The sequence below is a fragment of the Sphaerisporangium krabiense genome (genome assembly GCF_014200435.1).
Taxonomy (GTDB): Bacteria; Actinomycetota; Actinomycetes; order Streptosporangiales; family Streptosporangiaceae; genus Sphaerisporangium; species Sphaerisporangium krabiense.
This window is the reverse complement of sequence record NZ_JACHBR010000001.1, coordinates 2,057,142-2,077,123: the sequence shown is the minus strand read 5'-3', so window position 1 is coordinate 2,077,123 and position 19,982 is coordinate 2,057,142. Positions and strand designations below refer to the sequence as shown.

Genomic DNA, 19,982 nt, shown 5'->3' with positions numbered 1-19,982 from the left:
GCGGCGTCACGACCGGGCGGCCACGGCCTGCCGGTACAGCCGCCCCGCCCGGTAGGAGGACCGGACCAGCGGACCCGCCAAGACGCCGGCGAAGCCCATCTCCTCGGCCTCCTGCCGCAGGTCGGCGAACTCCTGAGGCCGCACCCAGCGCGTCACGGGGTGGTGGCGCGTGCTCGGGCGCAGGTACTGGGTGATGGTGAGCAGCTCGCAGCCCGCGTCGAGCAGCTCCCGCATGGCCTCGGAGACCTCTTCGCGGGTCTCGCCGAGCCCGAGGATCAGGTTCGACTTGGTGACCAGGCCGGCCTTCCGCGCGGCCGTCAGCACGCCGAGCGAGCGGTCGTGGCGGAATCCGGGCCTGATCCGCCGGAACAGGCGGGGCACCGTCTCGACGTTGTGCGCGAGGACCTCCGGGCGCGCGGAGAACACCTCGCCGAGGAGCTCGGGATCGCCCATGAAGTCGGGGATGAGCAGTTCCACGCCGCATCCTTCGACCGCCGCGTGGATCCGGCGGCAGGTCTCGGCGTACAGCCAGGCGCCGCCGTCGGGCAGGTCGTCGCGGGCGACTCCGGTCACCGTCGCGTAGTACAAACCCATCTGCGCGACCGACTCGGCGACCCGGCGTGGTTCGTCCCGGTCGTAGCCGGACGGCTTGCCGGTGTCGATCTGGCAGAAGTCGCAGCGCCGCGTGCAGCGCTCGCCGCCGATGAGGAAGGTGGCCTCCCGGTCCTCCCAGCACTCGTGGATGTTGGGGCAGGCGGCCTCCTCGCAGACCGTGTGCAGGCCGGCCGAGCGCACCACATCGTGCAGCTCGCGGGAGACCGGGCCCACGCGCATCCTGGCCTTGATCCAGTCGGGCCGCTTCTCGATGGGGGTCCGGCTGTTGCGCACCTCCAGGCGCAGGGCCCGCCGGGCCGGAGGGTTCGCGGCCGGGAGGCCGGCGGCGGGGGCGCGGGTGTCCGGGGTGTCCATGCTCAGCCCACCGTCCAGCCGCCGTCGACGATCAGGGACTGTCCCGTCACGTACCGGCTCAGCTCGCCGGCGAGGTAGACGTAGACGTCGGCGATCTCCTCGACCGACCCGAGCCTGCCGACGGGGATCCTCGCCACCATCTCGCTCCTGACGGTCTCGGCGTCGGCTCCGGTCAGCGCGGCGCGCTCGCCGACCAGCCGGTCGATCATCTCGGTGGCCACCTGGCCAGGGCAGACCGCGTTCACCAGCACGCCGTGCGGGGCGAGCTCCGCGGCCATCGACTCCATCAGCCCGATCACCCCGAACTTCGACGCCGAGTAGGCGCCGTTCTCCCTGCCGCCGCGGCGTCCGAACAGCGAGGAGGAGAAGATGATCCGCCCCCCGGCGCCCCGCTCCACCATGCGCGCGGCGAAGGCGCGCGCCGTGACGAACGCGCCGGTCAGGTTGACGTCCAGGACACGCCGCCACTCGTCTAGGCTGATGTCGAGCACGGGCTTGAGCAGCAGTGTTCCCGCGTTGGCGACCAGCACGTCGGGGTGGCCGGCGCGGGCGCGCACCTCGTCGGCCGCCTGCTCGACGGACGCCGGGTCGGCCACGTCCATCCGCACCGCGAAGGCCGGGCGGCCGTGGGTCCTCTCGATCTCGGCCGCGGCGGACGCGGCCCTGTCCACGGCGAGGTCGGCCAGGACCACCGTCGCACCCTCCGCGGCGAACCGCTCGCCGATGGCCCGGCCGATGCCCTGGGCGCCTCCGGTGATGACGGCGACGCGCCCTGCCAGCGATCGGGATGACTGAATGTCCAATTTGTGGCCCTTCGCGGATATGGAGCGTGACACCCCTTGCGGAGTTAGGGCTATATATTATAAAAAAATCCTCAGTCGGCCAAGAGCCGTAGCAGCAGGAACGTGAACTGATGGTGGTCGGCCGGTTCGGAGGCACAGTGACCGACGTCATGCGAGGTGCCGCGCTCGCGCGCGAGGAGCAACTGGAGATGCTGCGCCAGATGGTGCGCATCCGGCGTTTCGAGGAGCGGCTTGCGCTCCTGTTCAAACGAGGCAGGCTTCCCGGCTTCGTCCACCTCTACCTGGGAGAGGAGGCGGTCGCGGTCGGCGTGTGCTCGGCGCTGCGGGACGACGACCGCATCACCTCCACGCACCGCGGCCACGGCCACCTGATCGCCAAGGGCGCGCAGGTCGACCGCATGATGGCCGAACTGTTCGGCAGGGTGGACGGCTACTGCCGCGGCAAGGGCGGATCCATGCACATCGTGGACTTCAGCCTCGGCATCATCGGCACCAACGGCATCGTCGGCGGCGGCATCCCGATCGGGACCGGCTCCGCCTGGGGCGACAAGCAGCTGGGCCGCGACAACGTCACGGTGACGTTCTTCGGCGACGGCGCCTCCAACCAGGGCGTCTTCTTCGAGGCGATGAACCTCGCGGCGATCTGGAAGCTGCCGGTGGTCTTCGTCTGCGAGAACAACGGCTACACCGAGTGGACGCCCACGCACCGGCTCACCGCCGGCAAGATCGCCGACCGTGGCGCCGCCATGGGCATCCCCGGCGTGCAGGTGGACGGCAACGACGTGCTCGCCGTACGGCAGGCGACCGAGGAGGCGGTGGCCCGCGCCCGCGCCGGGGAGGGCCCGAGCCTGATCGAGGCCGCCACCTACCGGTGGCACGGCCACAACGAGGGCGAGGAGGCGTTCGCCGGCCAGTACCGTCCGCAGGACGAGCAGGACGAATGGCGGACCAAGGAGCCCATCGCGAGGTTCCGCCGGCAGCTGATCGACGCCGGGATCGCCGGCGAGGAGGAACTCGACCGGATCGACGCCGAGGAAGTGGCCGCCGTGGACGCCGCGGTCGCCTTCGCCGACGCCAGCCCGTTCCCCGACGCCGACGAGGCGCTCGCCCACCTGTATGCCGACCGTACGGAAGGTGCCCGCTCGTGAGCAGGAAGATCTACTACATCCAGGCCATGCAGGAGGGCCTGAGGGCGGCGATGGCCGAGGACGACTCCGTCGTGGTGATCGGCGAGGACGTCGACCGGTCGATCATCGGCGCCACCCGGGGCCTGGTCGGCGAGTTCGGCGAGGACAGGGTGCGCAACACCCCCATCTCGGAGGCCACGTTCGTCGGCGCCTGCGTGGGCGCCGCCGCCGTCGGGCTGCGGCCCGTCGTGGACCTCATGGTCGGCTCCTTCTTCTACGTCGCCATGGACCAGGTCGCCAACCAGGCCGCCAAGCTGCGGTACATGTCCGGCGGCCAGGTGGACCTGCCCATCGTGTACTTCACCGCGACGGGCCCGAGCGGCTCCGGCGCGGCGCAGCACTCGGAGAACCCGCACCCGATGCTGATGAACGTCGCCGGGCTCAAGATCGTCATGCCCTCGACCCCGTACGACGCCAAGGGCCTCATGCTGTCCGCGGTCCGCGAGCCGAACCCGGTCGTCTACTTCCAGGACTTCGTCCTCGGCGGCACCAAGGGCGAGGTTCCCGAGGAGCCGTACGCGATCCCGCTCGGCGTCGCGGACGTCAAGCGCGCGGGGACGGACGTGACCGTGGTCGCCATCGGCGCGACCGTGCCGAAGGCGCTCAAGGTGGCCGCCGCGCTGGAGAAGGAGGGCGTCTCGGCCGAGGTCGTGGACCCGCGCACGCTGGCGCCGCTCGACACCGACACGATCCTGGAGTCCGTCGGCAAGACGGGCCGGCTCGTCGTGTGCGACAGCGCCCGGCTCACCTGCTCGGCCGCGAGCGAGATCGTCGCCACCGTCACCGAGAACGCCTACGGCGTGCTCAAGTCCGCGCCGCAGCGCGTGGCCTGGGAGGACGTGCCGGTGCCCTTCTCGCCGGTCCTGGAGAAGCGGGTGCTGGTGGACGAGGACAGGATCAGGGCCGCGGTCATGAAGACCCTCGCCTGACGACCCGCGGAAAGGACACGGATGGACATCACGCTGCCCAAGTGGGGCATGTCAATGCAAGAGGGCGTCATCACCGAGTGGCACGTCCAGGTCGGCGACACCGTCACCGAGGGCCAGCCCGTCGCCACGGTGGAGACCGAGAAGGTCGACGCCGAGGTCGAGTCGCCCGGCGACGGGACGGTCACGGAGCTGCTGGTGACGGCGGGCGACACCGTGGAGGTCGGCGCCGTCATCGCCCGCCTCAGCCCATGACCGGCCAGGAGACCCGGCGGGCCGAGCAGACGGCGGAGGTGCGCCGGCCGCTGTCGCGGATGCGCGCCGCCGTGGTGCGCACGGTGGAGGCCAGCGCGCGGGTCCCGCAGTTCAGCGTGGACGTGGAGATCGACACCGGGGCGCTGGCCGCGCTGCGCGCGTCGGGGACGGCGCTGTCGTACTCCGACGCGCTCGTGGCGGCCTCGGCGCGCGCGCTCCGGGAGTTCCCCGTGGTCAACGCCCGCTTCGACGGGGACGCGATCGTGGAGAACCCCGAGGTCAACGTCGCCTTCGTCGTCGGGCTCGACGACGGGCTGATCACGCCGGTGATCCAGGGGGCCGACACGAAGGGCCTCCCCGAGCTCGCCGCGGAACGGGTCCGGCTGACCGAGGCCGCCAGGAAAGGGACGCTGCGCCCGGCGGAGCTCTTCACGGCGACGTTCACGATCTCCAACCTCGGCCCGTTCGGCGTCACCAGGTTCCAGGCGATGGTCCTGCCGCCGCAGGCGGCGATCCTCGCCGTGGGATCGGCCCGCGGCTCCCGACTCACCCTCACGCTGTCGTGCGACCACCGGGTCGTGGACGGCGTGCCGGCGGCCCGCTTCCTGACCCACGTCGGCGAGCTGCTGGAACGACCCGAGTGGTTGACTTCCTCCCCACGCCCTAAAGGCGAGGGATCCCAACCTTCGCAGGTTGGGGTTCCTGCTTCACCGGCGACCGCACCCGGGAGGACCCGGAATGTCTGACGTCACCTCCACAGGCGGACACGGCAAGACCTGCCGCCAAGATGTTCTTCGCGGCGTTGATATCCCGGTCATGCCGGGTGCCGCAACCCGGACACGTCCAGTGCCGGGTGTTCAGCGAGAGTGTGGCGAGCAGATGCCCGCACGCCGAGCAGGTTCTCGAGCTGGGATACCAGCGGTCGATCACGATCAGGTGCCGGCCGTACTTGGCGGTCTTGTACTCCAGTTGGCGGCGGAAGGTGCCCCACCCGGAGTCGGAGATCGCCTTGGCGAGCTTGTGATTACGCACCATGTTCTTGACGGCGAGGTCTTCGACCACGATCACGTCGTGGTCGCGGACCAGCCGCGTGGACATGCGGTGCAGGAAGTCGGCGCGGGAGGCGGCAACCTTGCGATGGGCGCGGGCGACCTTCGCTCTCGCCTTGGCCCGGTTGTTCGATCCGCGCCGTTTGCGGGCCATGCGCCGCTGGTAGCGGGCGAGGTTGCGTTCCCGCTTCGCCAGAACGCGCGGATTGGCGATCTTCTCACCGTCAGAGGTGACCGCGAAATCCTTCACCCCGAGGTCCACGCCGACCACGGCACCGGGGGCGGGAGCCCGCTCCGGGGCGTCCACCTCCACGGCGAAGGACACATACCAACGTCCGCACGGATCACGAGAAGCGGTCACCGTGGTCGGGTCGATCGCCGTCACGTCCACATCGGGCCAGGACCACACGAACTCCAGCGGAGCGTCCATCTTCGCCAGCCACAGCCGCCCATCCCGGTAGCGGAAACCCGACCGGGTGTACTCCGCGCTCTGCCGCCCACCGCGGGACTTGTAGCGCGGATAACGGGCGCGCCCGGCGAAGAAGTTCGTGAACGCGACCTGCTGGTGGCGAATCGCTTGCTGAAGCGGAACCGACGACACATGGTTCAGCCAGGCCGTCTCATCGGCGGTCTTCATCGCCGTCAGGTGGGCGTTGGCCTGGGCGAAGTTCGTCTTGACCCGCTCCGCGTGGTAGCGGGCGCGCCGCCAGGCCAGGGTGCGGTTCCACACGAAGCGCACACAGCCGAACGTGCGGTTCAGCGCCGCGGCCTGTTCGGATGTCGGGTAGGCCCGGCACTTGTACGCCGTCCGCATAGATCGACATTAACAGAACGCCACGGTTCGGATGCAAACCGTTGCCGCCTAGTCCGGCTTCCCTCTCCAGGGCTAAAGCCGTGGTCTCCAGCCTTCAAGGAGTTCTGATGACCGATCTGACCGTGAGCCGTGAGGACGTGAGCCTCGACCTCGCGGGCCGGCTGCTGGACGGCGTACGCGCCGAGGCCGAGAGCCGTGGGGTGGCGATGGGAGCGGCCGTCGTCGACCTCGGCGGGCAGGTGGTCGCCGCCATGCGCATGGACGGGGCGCAGATCGTCGCGCTTCCCCTCGCGATCGACAAGGCGTACACCGCGGTCGGGTGCGGGCTGCCCAGCCACGTCTGGGCGGAGCGCTCCCAGCCGGGCGGCCCCGACTGGGGGCTCAACACCACCCTGGGCGGGCGCTTCGTGGTCTTCGCCGGCGGCATGCCCATCACGGTGGGCGGCAAGCTCGTCGGCGGGCTCGGCGTCAGCGGGTCGGCGGCCGACGTCGACCAGGCGTGCGCGGACGCGGCGCTGGCCGCCGCCGGGCTGACCACCGGCTGATCCCCGAAAGTCAGAGGGCCCGCCCACCGGTCCGGTGGGCGGGCCCTCGCCGTTTCATTCAGGCGGACAGGAAGTCCAGGGCGGCCCTGGCGTAGATCTTCGCGCAGTCGACGACGTCCTGCTCCTCGGCGTAGTCGTCGATCCCCGCGGCCAGCGTGGGCTGCGGGCCGAAGCACAGCGCCGGCACGCCCAGGTTCCGCCAGCGGCTGGCGTCGCTCGCGGGCAGCCTGATCGTGTACTCCGGCTCCGCGCCCCGCACCTCGCGGAACGCGCCGGCCAGCGCGCCGACCAGCGGGGAGCGGGTCCCGGTCCAGTTGGCGTCCCAGCCCTTGATGCGGGACCAGCCCGCGCCGGGGATCCGCGCGGCGATCCGGCTCACCTGGTCCTCGACGTCGCTCATGCGGATGCCCGGCGGCAGCCGGAAGTCCACCGCGGCGGCGGCCCTCGTGGCGATCTGGCTGACGTAGGAGCCGCCCTCGACCGTGCCGGGGTTGGCGGACAGGCGCGCGGAGGGGTCCTCGGCGGAGGCGTGGACGTCCGCCAGCTCGGCGGGCAGGGTGGTGCGCCATCCGTTCAGCTCGTCGACGGCCGCGACGAACCTCGCGAGCCGGGGGACCGCGCCCGAGCCGCACTCCGCCAGCGAGGAGTGCCCGCCGTCGGCCGACGCGGACAGCTCCAGCCACAGCACGCCCTTCTCCGCCACCGCGAGCCGCATCCAGCCCGGCCCCTCCCCGCAGATCAGGCCGTCCCCGGCCAGGTCGGGCAGCGTGCCGAGCAGGTGGGCGGCGCCGTTGTCCCCGAACACGCACTCGTCGGACACGGCGGTGAACGTGATCGTGCCCGGCCAGCGGTCGGCGTGCCGGGCGAGCAGCGTGTAGGCGAGGCTCATCGCGGCGACGGCGCCCTTCATGTTGCCCATGCCGAGGCCGTACAGGCGCCCGTCCTTGCGGGTCATCTCGTGGACGGGGACCGACCAGAGCGACTCGTCGCCCGGGTCCATGGTGTCCATGTGCACGTTGAGCACGAGGTGCGGCCCGGGCGTCGTGCCCTGGATCCGGGACACGACGTTCGGCATCACCGGGTCGGCTCTGAGGAGGTCCGCCTCGCACCCGTGCGCGCGCAGGTAGCCGGCCACGACGTCGGCCACCGCCACGGTGTCGCCGGGCGGGTTGACGCTGGGGGCCGCCACGAGCCGGCCGCACAGCGCGACGAGGTCCTCGCGGGCGTCGTCGACCAGGGCGTCCAGTTCTTCGGACAGGGACATGGTTCTCCTTACTGAGGGATGCCGGGCTGGGAGAGGCCCGGCCGCGTTCGGGGACCGCGGCGTTCCGGGACGCGGCCGCTAGACGGACGGGCCGGCGACGGCGGCGTGTACCTGTCTGCGCCAGTCGCCCGCGCAGAAGACCTCGCCGTCCTCGGTGCCCGCGGCCACGACGGCGCCGAGCCGCATGTCGGCGCCGGGGACGCGGGTGACGCGGTGCCCGCGCCGGGCGAGGTCGCCGGCGCCGTCGTGGCCGTCCTCCACGAGCAGCAGGCCCTCCTCGCTGCGCCACCGCGGGGCGCGGACCGCGTCGGCCAGGGAGCCGCCGGTGAAACGCATGCGCGCGAGCACCTGGAGCAGGGTCTGGACCTGACCGTCGGCGCCCGGGGTGGCGAGCGCCGTGACCCGGCCGGGCGCGGTCAGCAGCGCGGGGGCCAGGGTGTGCACCGGGCGGCGCGCCGGGCCGGGGTCGTTGGGGGCCGCGGTGAACCCGCCCGCGCGGTTGTTGAGCGTGAACCCGCCCTCGGGCACGAACGTGCAGGACCCGAAGTCGTCGAACACGCTGACCAGCGACGACACGACGTGCCCCGCGGGGTCGGCGGTGGCGACCCCGGCGGTGTGCAGGTAGGCGCGCGGCCCGCCGCGCAGGGACGAGCGCTCCGGGTCCACCTCAAGCGGGACGTCGAGGAGCCGGGCGCCGTCCCGGGCGCACCGGTCGCGGCTGGCGAACACCGCCTCGGTGAGCTCCACGCAGACGTGGTCGAGCGGCCCCGGCACGCCCTCCCGTTCCAGCCAGGCGAGCGCCATGGCGAGCAGCACGCCCTGGCTGGGGGACGGCTGCACGAACGCCGTGCCGCCGTCCCACGGCGTGCCGATCGCGGGGCCGGTCGGGGTGCGGTGGCGGGCGAGGTCGTCCTCGGTGAGCCGGCCGCCGTCGCGCCGTACGGCGGCGGCCACGGCGCCGGCCAGCTCGCCGCGGTAGAAGGCGGACGACCCTTCGGCGGCGATCCGTTCCAGGGTGCGGGCCAGCTCTTTCTGTGTCACGAGGTCGCCGGGCGCCGCGTCGAGCAGCGGCCAGCCCTCGGCCCCGCCGCGCAGCAGCCGTGCGCGCTGGGCCCGGACGGCGGCGGCGAGCGGTTCGCTCACCGGCATCCCGTCGAAGGCGAGGGCGGTCGCGGGGGCGAGCACCCGGGCGAGCGGCAGCCGGCCCCACCGGTGGCTCATGACCTGCCAGGCGTCCACGATGCCGGGCACGGTGACGCTGCCGCCGCCGTCGGAGCACAGCGTGCGGGGCGAGGCCGCGGCCGTCGTGCCGGCGCCGGTCACCGCCGTCACCCGGCCGCCGGGCGTGCGCACCAGGCAGAGCGCGTCCCCGCCGAGCCCGCAGGCGTCCGGCATGAGCACGGTGAGCACCGCCTGGGCGGCGATGGCGGCGTCCACGGCGTTGCCGCCCGCCTGGAACACGGCGAGCGCGGCCTCGGTGGCCCGGGGATGGGCGGTGGACGCGGCGCCGGGCGAACTTGCCATTGACCCCTCCTCTGCATATAGAAGATAATTTATAAAACATACTCGGAGGTGGCAATGGCATCCGTTCTCGTCGCCGGCGGCGCGACCGGCATCGGCAGGGCAGTGGTCCAGGCGTTCCGACAACGCGGCGACAGCGTGCTGCTCGCCGACCGGAACCTCACGGCCGCGCGCGAGGTCGCCGAGGAGGCGGCGCCGGGCCCGCTGCGGATCCTGGAGTGCGACTTCGCGACCGCCGACGGGCCGGGGGACGCGGTGCGCGCGGCCGTCGACTTCGGCGGCGGCCTCGACGTGGTGTTCTACAACGCCGGCGTGCTGCTCGCCGCGCCGCTCGCGGAGTGGACGGTGGCGCAGTGGGACCTGTCCATGCAGGTCAACCTGCGCGCGCCCTTCCTCGTCGCGCAGGCCGCCGCCCCGCACCTGGAGAAGTCCCCGCTCGGGCGGCTGATCTTCACCTCGTCCACCGGAGCGCTGCGCGGGCACGCGGGCATGCCCGCCTACCACGCCTCCAAGGCCGGGCTGATCAACCTGGCGCGCGCGCTGGCCGACGAGCTGTCGCCGCACGGCGTCCGGGTCAACTGCATCTGCCCGGGATGGGTGGACACCCCCTTCAACGACGCCTTCTGGAACCACCAGTCCAGCCCCGCGGAGGCGCTCAAGGAACTGGAGTCCCGCATCCCGCTGCGCCGCCAGGCGCAGCCCGAGGACATCGCCGGTCTGGTGATGTTCCTCGCCGCACCGGAGTCCGGCTACATCACCGGCGAATCGATCGTCATCGACGGCGGCTACTCCGCCGTCTGACACCCCCACCAGCAGGAGTTCTTCATGCGTTACCGCCTGTCGGTCAACCGCGCCGCCCGCCCGCGGGTCGATCTGGGCGCGTTCAACCCGCCCGACCGCGCCCCCCTGGAGTTCCACCGGCGCCTGCCCGGCTACGCCCGGACACCGCTCACCGCGGCGCCGTCCCTCGCGGAACGGGCCGGCGTGGCCGAGGTGATGGTCAAGGACGAGTCGTCGCGCCTGGGGCTGCCGTCGTTCAAGATCCTCGGCGCGTCGTGGGCGGTGGCCCACGCGGTACGGGAGGAGTGGGGCGCCGACCTCACGGCCTGCCGGTCCGTCGAGGAGATGCGGGACCGGCTGCGCCCGCTCGGCGGCCGGACGCTCGCCGCCGCCACCGACGGCAACCACGGGCGCGGCGTGGCGCGCATGGCGGCGCTGTTCGGGTGGCGGGCGCACATCTTCGTGCCGCTCGGCACCGTGCCCGCGCGGATGGAGGCCATCAGGTCCGAGGGCGCGGAGGTCACCGTGGTCGAGGGCACCTACGACGAGGCGATCGAGCGCTCCGCCGCGGAGGCGGGCGAACGCACCCTGGTCATCTCCGACACCTCCTGGCCCGGGTACGAGTCCGTGCCGCGCGCCGTCATCGAGGGCTACTCGACGCTGTTCCACGAGGTCGCCGACCAGCTCGCCGCGACGGGCTCGGGACAGCCGGACGCGGTGATCGTCCAGGCGGGCGTGGGCGCGCTCGCGGCGGCGGCCGTGCGGCACTTCCGCGCCGGGTCCCTCGCCGTCCCGCCCCGCGTGATCATCGTGGAGCCCGAGACCGCCGCCTGCCTGTTCGCCTCCGCCGAGGCGGGCGCGCTCGCCGAGGTCCCCGGCCCGCATCCGTCCATCATGGCGGGGCTCAACTGCGGCCGTCCCTCGCCGCTGGCGTGGCCGCTGGTCGTCCAGGGCGCCGACGTCTTCCTCAGCGTGGAGGACGAGGCGGCGCGCGAGGCGATGCGCGTGCTGGCGAAGGAGTCCGTCGTCGCGGGCGAGACCGGCGCGGCGGGGGCGGCGGGCCTGCTGGCCGCCGGGCCCGAGGCGCTCGGGCTCACGCCGGAATCGCGGGTGCTCATCCTCAACACCGAGGGCGCCACCGATCCCGACGCCTACCGCGGCATCGTCGGAGCCGCCTCGTGACCGGTCGCGCCGTGGGGAAGGCATGAGCGCGGGCCCGGGTGCGGGCACGGCGGCGCCCGCCGCCGGACGTGCCCGCGCGGCGCCCTCGGCCGGGCCGCGGACCCGCGACACCCTGCTCGTGCTGCTCACGGTCGTCTCCGGTGTCGTGGACGTGCTGGGGTTCGTGGGCCTTGACCGGGTCTTCACGGCGAACATGACCGGCAACATCGTGCTGTTCGGGCTCGCCGCGGGAGAGGGGACCGGCGGTGAGATGGTGCGCTGCGGGCTGGCCGTCCTGGCGTTCGCGGCGGGCCTGCTGGCCGGGTTCCGCATCGCGCGCTCGCCGGCGGGCGACGAGCTGTGGCCACGGCGGGTCACCTGGGCGCTCGTCGCCGACCTGGTCCTTCAGGTGGTGTTCCTCGTCTGGTGGGCCGGCACGGGGGCGCGTCCGGGCCCGTGGGCCGAGGTCGGGCTGATCGTCATGTCGTCCGCGGCGATGGGGATCCAGACCGCCGCCGCGCGGCAGCTCAACGCGTACGGGATCACCACCACGTTCGTCACCGGGACGCTCACGTCGCTGTGCGGCGGCCTGGTCGCGGGCGAGCGCGGCGGCGCGGTGCAGCGGTCGCTGGTCATCGCGGGGCTGGCCGTGGGCGCGGCCGTGGGCGCGGTCCTCATGCGGGTGTCGCCCGTGGCGGCCGCCGTGGCGGGGCCCGCCGTCGTCCTGGTCGTGATCCTGGTCGCGGTGTTCCGGCTACACGGGACTTCACAGCCACCGAAGGCCAAAGTTAAATAATTTATACTCTATCCATTTTACCTCATCTCTACTACGGTGCTTTCCACCCACAACGTTCTAGGGGGTCATCGATGAGAACATCGAGGACACGACGCGGTGCCGTGCTGGTCATGGCCATGGTCGCCGCCTCCATCACCAGTGCGTGTGCCGTCGGAGTCGAGTCCACGAGCGGCACCGCGGGCGCGCCCAAGACCGCCGACCGGGCCGGAGCGCCCCGCACGACGGGCTTCCCCACGGCGGTGACGGCGGCCTGCCAGGCCGACGCTTCGCCCACGATCGCGGAGATCCGCAAGCGCGGAGAGCTGCGCTGGGGAATCGGCGTCTCCCCGCCCTTCGGCTTCAAGCAGCCCGACGGGAGCTGGGGCGGGGTCGAGGCCGACAACGCCCAGGAACTCGCCGCGATCCTCGGCGTGCGGCCCGTCATCCAGGACTACGACTACAGCCTCATGACCGTCGCCCTCCAGTCGAAGAAGGCCGACATCGTGGGCGCGCAGCTGTTCATCACGCCGGAACGTGCCAAGGCCATGGACTTCAGCACGCCCTACTACCTGTCGGGCCAGCTCTTCTACGTGCGGGCCGACTCCGGCTTCCAGAGCATCGACGACATGAACAAGGCCGGCGTCCGCTTCGTGTACGGCACGGGCGGCGGTCAGGGAGCGCTCGCGGAGAAGTACATCCCCAAGGCCGGCGTGTCGGACGCCCCCCTCCGCGGCCAGCTCCTGCTGTACGAGTTCCTGGCCAGCGGCCAGGCCGACGTGAGCATGGTCGAGGCCGCCCCCATGGCCGTCCTGCTGAAGAAGTACCGGAGCCCCGCGCTGGCGGCGATCGGGCTCAAGGGCAGGGTCACCGGGGACAAGGCGCAGAAGGACGAGATCATCGACCCCTTCAAGGTCGCGTTCGGCCTGGGCAAGACCGATCCGGGCTGGCGGACCTGCGTCAACGCCTGGGTCGAGGACGCCACCACGAGCGGGCGCATGGACCAGCGCATCGACTACTGGCTGGCGCAGAACATCGCAGGTTGACCGTACGACATCCCGGCGTCACTCAGGACGGCGCACGGAGAACGAGGGCAGATTCCGATGAGCTATGAGTTCGACTTCGCCTGGGTCCCCGACACGTTGCCCGTTTTCGCTCGCGCTGCCGCGCTCACCGTGCAGATCCTCCTGTGGGCCGCGATCCTGTCCATGGTGATCGGACTGATCACCGGGCAGATGCTGATGTCCAGGCACGCGTGGCTGCGCGTCCCGGCCCGGGTCTATGTGGACTTCTTCCGGCTCACCCCCGTCCTGTTCCAGATCGTCGCGGTCTTCTTCCTGCTCCCGATGCTGTTCGCGGTCCAGGTGCCCGCGTTCACCAGCGGCGTCATCGCGCTCAGCCTCAACTACGGCGCGTTCTTCTCGGAGATCTTCCGGGCCGGGGTGCTCAGCCTGGACAGAGGGCAGTGGGAGGCCGCCGACGCCATGGGCATGACGCGCCTCCAGACACTGCGCCGCGTCATCTATCCTCAAGCGATCCGGCGCATGCTCCCCCCGATCGGCAGCATGCTCATCGGTCTCACCAAGGACACCAGCCTGGTGTCGGTCATCGGCGTCGCCGACCTGTTCAACACCGCCCAGACCGTCGGCGCCCGGACCTTCCGCCAGATCGAGGTCCTCCTCTTCATCTCTCTCTTCTACCTGGTGATCAACCTGCCGCTCGCCGCGTACGCCGAGCGGCTGAACCGAAGGCACAACATCCATGTCTGAGACGGAGACGGCCCGGCGCGGCGCCGGAAGCGAGACGGGACGGCCGCCGCTGATCCGGATCAGGAACCTGCACAAGCGGTTCGGCGACAACGAGGTGCTGCGCGGCGTCGACCTCGACGTCCGCGAGGGCGAGGTCGTCACGATCATCGGCCCGAGCGGCTCCGGCAAGAGCACCCTGCTGCGCTGCGTCAACCTGCTGGAGACCCCCACCAGCGGAGAGGTGCACGTCCTCGGACAGCAGATCAACGCCAAGGGCGCCCGGCTGGACCGCATCCGGCGGGACATCGGCATGGTCTTCCAGCAGTTCAACCTCTTCCCGCACATGACCGTGCTCGCCAACGTCATCGAGGGCCAGCGCACCGTCCAGCGCAAGTCCGCGCGCGAGGCGGAGGAGACCGCCCGCCGGATGCTGGCCAAGGTCGGCCTGGAGCACAAGGCGGACGCCAAGCCGCGCCAGCTCTCCGGCGGACAGCAGCAGCGGGTGGCGATCGCCCGCGCGCTGGCCATGAACCCCAAGATCATGCTGTTCGACGAGCCGACCTCCGCCCTCGACCCCGAACTGCGCGCCGAGGTGCTCGACACCATGCGCGAGCTGGCCGCCGAGGGCATGACGATGATGATCGTCACCCACGAGATGGGCTTCGCCCGGCGCGTCGCCGACCGCGCCGTCTTCATCGACGGCGGCCAGATCGTCGAGACGGCCCGCCCGGCGTGATCCTGCGCCGGCCGGAGACCGAGCGGCTGCACCAGTTCCTGAACGTCCTGCTGTGGGGCGAGGACGCATGACCCGCCCCCGGCTCCTCCCGTCCCCGCCCACGTGCCACCCAGGCTGACGACCCCGGTGGCGCGCGCCCCCGGGCATCCTCTCCCGCCCGCCAGGTCGTCGCTCCTCGCCTCGCCCCACCCCCAAGGAATGTGATCATATGAGCGAAGGAAAGAGCCGCGGTGTGGAAGTCCACCACATCGACGTCGTCGCCCCATCCGAACGCCACGGCAAGGCCCGCGACCTCTTCGCCGTCTGGTGCTCGGCCAACCTGAGCATCGGCCAGTTCGTCTTCGGCGCCCTCGCCGTCATCGTGGGCAACAACCTGCTGTGGGCGGTCATCGCCCTGGTGGTCGGCAACGTCGTCGGCGGGGCGTTCATGGCCCTGCACTCGGCGCAGGGCTCCAGGCTCGGTGTGCCCCAGCTCATCCAGAGCCGCGGCCAGTTCGGCTACTACGGCGCGCTGCTCCCCGTCGTCCTGGCCGCGCTGCTGTACGGCGGGTTCTTCGTGGTCACCGCCATCATCGGCGGCCAGGCGCTCACCGCCGCCGTCCCCGCGGCCACGCCCGGGGTCGCCACCGTCCTGGTCTCGCTGATCAGCATCGGCCTGGCGCTGATCGGGTACCGCGTCATCCACCTGGCCGCCCGGCTCGCCGTCTGGCCGCTGTCCATCAGCGTGCTCATCGTCGCGGTGGCGAGCATCCGGCACGGCGGGCTCGACTGGTCGCTCGGCGGCTTCTCCTGGGGGCCGTTCCTGACCGCGATCGGCCTGGTCGCCACCTTCCTGCTCACCTACGCGCCGTACGTCTCGGACTACTCGCGCTACCTGCCCGAGGACACCCCCGCCAGGTCCACTTTCGGCTGGACCTTCCTCGGCGCGACCACCGGATACTTCGCCGCCGGGCTGGTCGGGGCCTTCCTCGCCGTGCAGTTCAAGGACCTGGACTCCATGGCCGCGGTCCGCGCCGTCCTCGGCGACGGCCCGCTGACCTTCGTGGTCCTCATCGTCGGCGCCGCGGCCATCGGCGGGAACAACGCCCTCAACCTCTACGGCGGCATGCTCAACCTGATCACCGCGGTGAGCTCCGCGGTCAAGGTGAAGGCGTCGGTCACGTTCCGGGTCGTGATGCTGCTCCCGACGTTCCTCATCGGGCTCGCCGTCGCGATGTGGGCGTCGGACAACTTCGTGACGAACCTCAGCAACTTCCTCTCCTTCCTGATGCTCGGGTTCGTCCCCTGGGGAGCCGTCAACCTGATCGACTACTACCTGGTCCGCCACGGCGACTACGACGTGAACGCGTTCTTCGAGCCGCGCGGCCCGTACTACGAGGACTCCGCCACCTGGACGTGGAAGGGCATCGCGTGGAAGGCGATCCTGTCCTATGTCGTCGGCGTCCTCGCCTCGATCCCGCTGGTCGGCAACACCTGGTACACCGGCCCGCTGTCCGAGGCGCTCGGCGGCGCGGACCTGTCCTGGATCCCGGGCACCGTCGTCACCGGCGCCGTCTACCTCCTGCTGATGGGACGCCGGAGCGCCCGGCGTCCCCGGCACGTGCTCGACAGGGTGTGATCCGATGACATCGCAGGCACGCCGCATGTACTCGCTGCAGTACGGCGCGGAACGGGTGACCAAGGGGCTGTCCATGCGCGGCGGCTCCGGGGTCCTGTACTGGGAGCCGCTGACCGGCGTCGTCGTCGAGACCGAGACCGGCTGGGTGCTCCTCGACACCGGGATGGGCCGCGCGGCCCTGGAGGACGAGGCCAACCAGCGGGCGTACGCGGCGGCCGCCGACGCCTACGGTGCCGACCCCGCCGAGACCGAATGGCACCTGTACCCCGCTCCTCCCGTGACGGGGCGCTGGAACTGGGGACTGCCGGGCGACCCGCTGGAGCGGGCGCTCGCCGGCGTCGGGCTGCGCCCCGGCGACATCTCGCTCGCCTGCGTGAGCCACATGCACCTGGACCACTCGGGCGGCGTGCCGACCCTGGCCGCGGCCGGGGTGCCGGTGGCCATCCAGCGCGCCGAGCTGGAGTTCGCCAGGAGCGGCGTGCCGACGCTGGACGACGGCTACCGGCGGCAGGACTGGGAGCACGAGGTCGCCTGGCGGCTCCTCGACGGCGACGCCGAGCTGGCGCCGGGGGTGTGGGCCGTGGCCACCCCGGGACACACCCCCGGGCACATGTCCTACCGCGTCGACCTCCCCGAGACGGGCACGTGGCTCTTCGCCATGGACGCCGCCGACCTCGCGCAGAACTTCCATGACAGGGTTCCCCCCGGCTCCTGTGCCGGGGGGACCGCCGCCGACGAGAAGGCGGCGGAGGACTCCCTCGAACGCCTGCTCAGCGAGGCCAGACGGCTGCGCGCCCGCCTGGTCCCCGGCCACGACCAGATCGTGCACAACGCCATCAGGCACCCCGCCGGCGGCCATCGCTGACCGGCACGGCGGCCCTCGCGCCCCGCTCCACGAAGCGCGGCCTCCCCGCGCCGAGGCAGAGGGCCGCCTGCGCGACGCAGATCGCCACCAGGAGCGACACGGGCACGGACCAGGATCCGGTGGCCTCGCGGAGCAGGCCGACGGTGAAGGGACCGAACGCGGCCAGCAGGTAGCCGACGCTCTGCGCCATCGCCGACAGGGCCGCCGTGTCCTCCGCCGTGCGCGTGCGCATGCTGAACAGCGCCAGCGTCAGCGGGAACACGCCCCCGCCGACGCCGATGAACAGCGCCCACAGCCAGGGGACCGATTCGGGACGGAGCAGGAGGCCGAGCAGGCCGGCGATGTGGACGGCGGTCATGCCCACGCCGAGCGCCCCCTGGCGCCGCATGCGCGCGGCCAGGATCGGCACGGCGAAGTACACGGGCACCCCGACGACCAGGGCGACGGCCAGCAGCGTGCCGGCCTCTCCCGGCGTGTAGCCGATGTCCAGGTAGATGGTCGGCAGCCACGCCATCACGACGAACGCGAGCAGCGACTGCGTCGCGAACAGCAACGTCACCGTCCAGGCGACCGGGCTGCGCGTCAGCGCGGTCGTCCGGGCGCGGGGCTCGGCCGGCGCGGCGCCGCGCCGGGTGCGGGGCAGCCAGACCGCCAGGGCGGCGGCGGCGAGCACGGACCAGACGGCGAGGCCGCCCCGCCAGCCGCCGAGGACGTCCCCGGCCGGCACGGTCGCGGCGGCGCCGATCGCGGCCCCGGCGGACATGGCCGCGCTGTACGCGCCGGTCACCTCGCCGACGCGCGCCGGGAACTCCATCTTGACGATCACGGGGATGAGCACGTTCGCGCCCGCGATGCCGGCGCAGGCGACGAACGTGCCGGTCAGCAAGGTGATCTCGCCCCCGGTGACCCGGACCAGCAGGCCGGCCAGGAGCAGCCCGACCGTGACGCCGAGCCCGGCCATCGCGCCCACGCGCCGGATGAGCCACGGCACGGCCAGCGCGACGCCGCCGAAGCACACGACCGGCAGCGCCGCCGCGGTGGACGCGGCGACGGCCGACATGGCGAGGTCGGCGCGCGCCTGGTCGAGCACGGCGCCGAGGCTCGTCACCGCGACGCGCAGGTTCAGGGCGACGAGCACGACCCCGGCCAGCATGCCGAGCGCCCGCCGCCTGCCCGGCGCGTGACCGGGCGGCGACGTCGCGGGCGCCCTCGCGTCCCCGTGGGTGCTGTGGCGGTGGTTCATCACACCCCGAGGACGGGCCGCGCGGCCGGCTCGGCGTCGGCCGTGTCCCGGCTGTCCCCGGTGTCCGCCGCGACCAGCGCGCGTATCGCGTCGACGGCGGTGGCGAACAGCGGGTCCGTCGAGGGGGCGGCGCCGGTGGCCATGGCCTCCTGGCTCCACATCATCACGACGCTGCCCGCGCGCACGCCGAGGACCGCGCCGACGACGAACACCGCCGCCGTCTCCATCTCGGAGCAGATGGCCCCGCCGCGCCGCCAGGTCTCGAAGCGCTCGGTCAGATGGGCCGCGAGCGGCATCCGCTCGGGCTCCATCTCGCCGTAGTAGGAGTCCTTGGTGTGCGCGGTCCCGCACCGGTACGGCACGCCCGCGCGGGCCGCGGCGCCGCGCAGCGCGAGCACCACGTCGATGGACGCGATCGCGGGGAACTCGACCGGCAGGTACTGCCGCGTCGTGCCCTCGTCGCGGATCGCGCCGGTGAGCACGGCCAGCTCGCCGTTCACCGTGTCGGACCGCATCGAGCCGGAGACCCCCACCCGGAGCATCGTGCCGACCCCGAGCGCGGCCAGTTCCTCCACGGCCAGTGCCGTGGAGGGGCCGCCCACGCCGGTGGAGGTGACGACGACCGGCTCGCCGGCCACCGTGCCGCGCCAGGTCTCGAACTCCCGGTTGCGCGCCACGAACTCCGCGTCGTCCAGGAGCGCGGCGATCGCCGCCACGTGGTCGGGGTTGCTGGGCAGCAGGGCGTACCTCCCCACGTCCCCGGCGCGCAGGTGCAGGTGGTGGGCCAGCTTGTCGGTGCTCATCCGACTCCTTCCATCCGTCAATTGCGACGCTAGAGTGTCATATCTAGTCAATGTTCGTCACTATTGACATACATTCATCGGACTTCTACGGTTCCGGCTACGGTCTCGACGACACAAGGTCTCGACGACGAGGAGGAACCGTGCGGCACACGCCGGCGATGGAGTCCGCGCTTCTGGCGATCATGAACTCCCATGCGGGCCCGGTGGGGGCGCGCGCCGCCACCCGGCATCTCCGTGAGCACGGATTCGACATCAGCGAGTCGACCGTCAGCCGGCTGCTCACCGACCTCGACGAACGGGCCCTCACCCGGTCGCTGGGGAAGAAGGGCAGGGTCCTCACCGAGGAGGGCCGACGTGTCGCGGCCAACCAGCGGCTGGACAGCCACAGGGCGTCGTCGTTCGCCGACGCGCTCAGCCTGCGCGACGTCCACGACCTGGTCGACCACCTGGCCTGCCGCCGGGGGATCGAACGGGAGGCCGCGCGGGCCGCCGCGCTCCGGGCACGCCCGGAGGAGGTGGCCCACCTGCGCGCGATGGTCGAGGCGAGCGGCTCCGCGCGCCTGCAGGAGCGGGTCGCCTTTCACAAGACGATCGGCCAGGCCTCGCACAACAAGCAGGTTCAGGCGATCAGCACGACGCTCTTCGACGAGCGCCTCGACCCGCTGGAACGCCTGCTCATCATGATCGGAATCAGGCAGGATGCGCTGGTCCGCTGGGACCAGGAGCACCGTGACATCGTCGCGAGCATCTCAGACCGGGACGCGGACGGCGCCGAGCGGTTCATGGTCGTGCATCTCGACGGAATGATCCGTGAAACCGAGCAATTCGCCAACAGCGGCAACGCTCATCTCATCCACACGCTGCTCGCGGAAATCGATCTCGCGTAGAGCGCTCACTCCAATCACCACGGCGATCACGACGAC

20 protein-coding genes and 1 pseudogene are annotated in these 19,982 nt (G+C 72.1%); 14 read left to right on the top strand and 7 right to left on the bottom strand.

The window, feature by feature from the left end; all coding sequences use genetic code 11:
* Positions 1-6: 6 nt before the first annotated feature.
* Complete coding sequence (gene lipA, locus BJ981_RS08985; protein WP_184609808.1) at positions 7-969, bottom strand: lipoyl synthase; 963 nt, start codon at positions 967-969, stop codon at positions 7-9.
* Positions 970-971: 2 nt separating this feature from the next.
* A complete protein-coding gene (locus BJ981_RS08980; protein ID WP_184609806.1) occupies positions 972-1,772 on the bottom strand; it encodes an SDR family NAD(P)-dependent oxidoreductase in 801 nt (266 codons plus the stop codon).
* Between the two features lie 137 nt (positions 1,773-1,909).
* Here BJ981_RS08980 and BJ981_RS08975 point away from each other — a divergent pair, with 137 nt between their 5' ends.
* Genes BJ981_RS08975 through BJ981_RS08960 form a run of 4 tightly spaced genes read left to right on the top strand, consistent with a single transcriptional unit; the run spans position 1,910 to position 4,886 of the window.
* Positions 1,910-2,920 (top strand): thiamine pyrophosphate-dependent dehydrogenase E1 component subunit alpha, encoded by a 1,011-nt coding sequence (locus tag BJ981_RS08975; protein ID WP_239139543.1) that lies wholly within the window; start codon positions 1,910-1,912, stop codon positions 2,918-2,920.
* A complete protein-coding gene (locus BJ981_RS39075; RefSeq protein WP_204070540.1) occupies positions 2,917-3,888 on the top strand; it encodes an alpha-ketoacid dehydrogenase subunit beta in 972 nt (323 codons plus the stop codon). Before BJ981_RS08975 ends, BJ981_RS39075 begins: the two co-directional genes overlap by 4 nt.
* A 21-nt stretch (positions 3,889-3,909) precedes the next feature.
* Positions 3,910-4,140: a biotin/lipoyl-containing protein gene (locus BJ981_RS08965; protein ID WP_184609804.1), complete on the top strand. Its 231-nt coding sequence runs from the start codon at positions 3,910-3,912 to the stop codon at positions 4,138-4,140.
* A complete protein-coding gene (locus BJ981_RS08960) occupies positions 4,137-4,886 on the top strand; it encodes a 2-oxo acid dehydrogenase subunit E2 (RefSeq protein WP_184609802.1) in 750 nt (249 codons plus the stop codon). The genes BJ981_RS08965 and BJ981_RS08960 overlap by 4 nt, the downstream gene beginning before the upstream one ends.
* On the opposite strand, the gene BJ981_RS08955 is transcribed toward BJ981_RS08960, so the two are convergent.
* Positions 4,804-6,003 carry an RNA-guided endonuclease InsQ/TnpB family protein gene (locus BJ981_RS08955; protein WP_184609801.1) on the bottom strand — a complete coding sequence of 400 codons (1,200 nt, stop codon included), beginning with the start codon at positions 6,001-6,003 and terminating at the stop codon, positions 4,804-4,806. The genes BJ981_RS08960 and BJ981_RS08955 overlap by 83 nt on opposite strands.
* Positions 6,004-6,110: 107 nt before the next feature.
* Here BJ981_RS08955 and BJ981_RS08950 point away from each other — a divergent pair, with 107 nt between their 5' ends.
* On the top strand, positions 6,111-6,548 hold the full coding sequence (locus tag BJ981_RS08950; protein ID WP_184609799.1) for a GlcG/HbpS family heme-binding protein: 438 nt from the start codon (positions 6,111-6,113) through the stop codon (positions 6,546-6,548).
* A gap of 58 nt (positions 6,549-6,606) precedes the next feature.
* Here BJ981_RS08950 and BJ981_RS08945 read toward each other — a convergent pair whose 3' ends face one another.
* Entirely contained in the window at positions 6,607-7,812 is a 1,206-nt protein-coding gene (locus BJ981_RS08945) for a M20 family metallopeptidase (RefSeq protein ID WP_184609797.1), read from the bottom strand.
* A gap of 78 nt (positions 7,813-7,890) precedes the next feature.
* A complete protein-coding gene (locus tag BJ981_RS08940) occupies positions 7,891-9,336 on the bottom strand; it encodes a gamma-glutamyltransferase (protein WP_184609795.1) in 1,446 nt (481 codons plus the stop codon).
* 54 nt (positions 9,337-9,390) lie between these two features.
* On the opposite strand from BJ981_RS08940, the gene BJ981_RS08935 reads away from it, so the two are divergent.
* From BJ981_RS08935 to BJ981_RS08900, 8 genes and pseudogenes are all read left to right on the top strand, one after another.
* Entirely contained in the window at positions 9,391-10,134 is a 744-nt protein-coding gene (locus tag BJ981_RS08935; protein WP_184609793.1) for an SDR family NAD(P)-dependent oxidoreductase, read from the top strand.
* Between the two features lie 24 nt (positions 10,135-10,158).
* Positions 10,159-11,295 carry a diaminopropionate ammonia-lyase gene (locus tag BJ981_RS08930; protein WP_184609791.1) on the top strand — a complete coding sequence of 379 codons (1,137 nt, stop codon included), beginning with the start codon at positions 10,159-10,161 and terminating at the stop codon, positions 11,293-11,295.
* A gap of 22 nt (positions 11,296-11,317) precedes the next feature.
* Positions 11,318-12,070, top strand: coding sequence for a YoaK family protein (locus BJ981_RS08925; RefSeq protein WP_184609789.1), 753 nt, complete (start codon positions 11,318-11,320; stop codon positions 12,068-12,070).
* Positions 12,071-12,141: 71 nt separating this feature from the next.
* Positions 12,142-13,092: an ABC transporter substrate-binding protein gene (locus BJ981_RS08920; protein ID WP_184609787.1), complete on the top strand. Its 951-nt coding sequence runs from the start codon at positions 12,142-12,144 to the stop codon at positions 13,090-13,092.
* A 57-nt stretch (positions 13,093-13,149) separates the two neighbouring features.
* Positions 13,150-13,815 (top strand): amino acid ABC transporter permease, encoded by a 666-nt coding sequence (locus BJ981_RS08915; RefSeq protein WP_184609785.1) that lies wholly within the window; start codon positions 13,150-13,152, stop codon positions 13,813-13,815.
* Positions 13,808-14,601, top strand: a pseudogene (locus BJ981_RS08910) (amino acid ABC transporter ATP-binding protein). Before BJ981_RS08915 ends, BJ981_RS08910 begins: the two are co-directional and overlap by 8 nt.
* Before the next feature lie 137 nt (positions 14,602-14,738).
* A complete protein-coding gene (locus tag BJ981_RS08905; RefSeq protein ID WP_184609783.1) occupies positions 14,739-16,148 on the top strand; it encodes a purine-cytosine permease family protein in 1,410 nt (469 codons plus the stop codon).
* Between the two features lie 4 nt (positions 16,149-16,152).
* On the top strand, positions 16,153-17,013 hold the full coding sequence (locus tag BJ981_RS08900; protein WP_184609782.1) for an N-acyl homoserine lactonase family protein: 861 nt from the start codon (positions 16,153-16,155) through the stop codon (positions 17,011-17,013).
* On the opposite strand, the gene BJ981_RS08895 is transcribed toward BJ981_RS08900, so the two are convergent.
* Positions 16,985-18,256 carry an MFS transporter gene (locus tag BJ981_RS08895; RefSeq protein WP_184609780.1) on the bottom strand — a complete coding sequence of 424 codons (1,272 nt, stop codon included), beginning with the start codon at positions 18,254-18,256 and terminating at the stop codon, positions 16,985-16,987. The two genes, BJ981_RS08900 and BJ981_RS08895, sit on opposite strands and share 29 nt — an antisense overlap.
* A complete protein-coding gene (locus BJ981_RS08890; RefSeq protein WP_184609778.1) occupies positions 18,256-19,059 on the bottom strand; it encodes a nucleoside phosphorylase in 804 nt (267 codons plus the stop codon). The genes BJ981_RS08895 and BJ981_RS08890 overlap by 1 nt, the downstream gene beginning before the upstream one ends.
* Positions 19,060-19,199: 140 nt before the next feature.
* Here BJ981_RS08890 and BJ981_RS08885 point away from each other — a divergent pair, with 140 nt between their 5' ends.
* Complete coding sequence (locus BJ981_RS08885) at positions 19,200-19,946, top strand: FCD domain-containing protein (protein WP_184609777.1); 747 nt, start codon at positions 19,200-19,202, stop codon at positions 19,944-19,946.
* Positions 19,947-19,982: the final 36 nt, after the last annotated feature.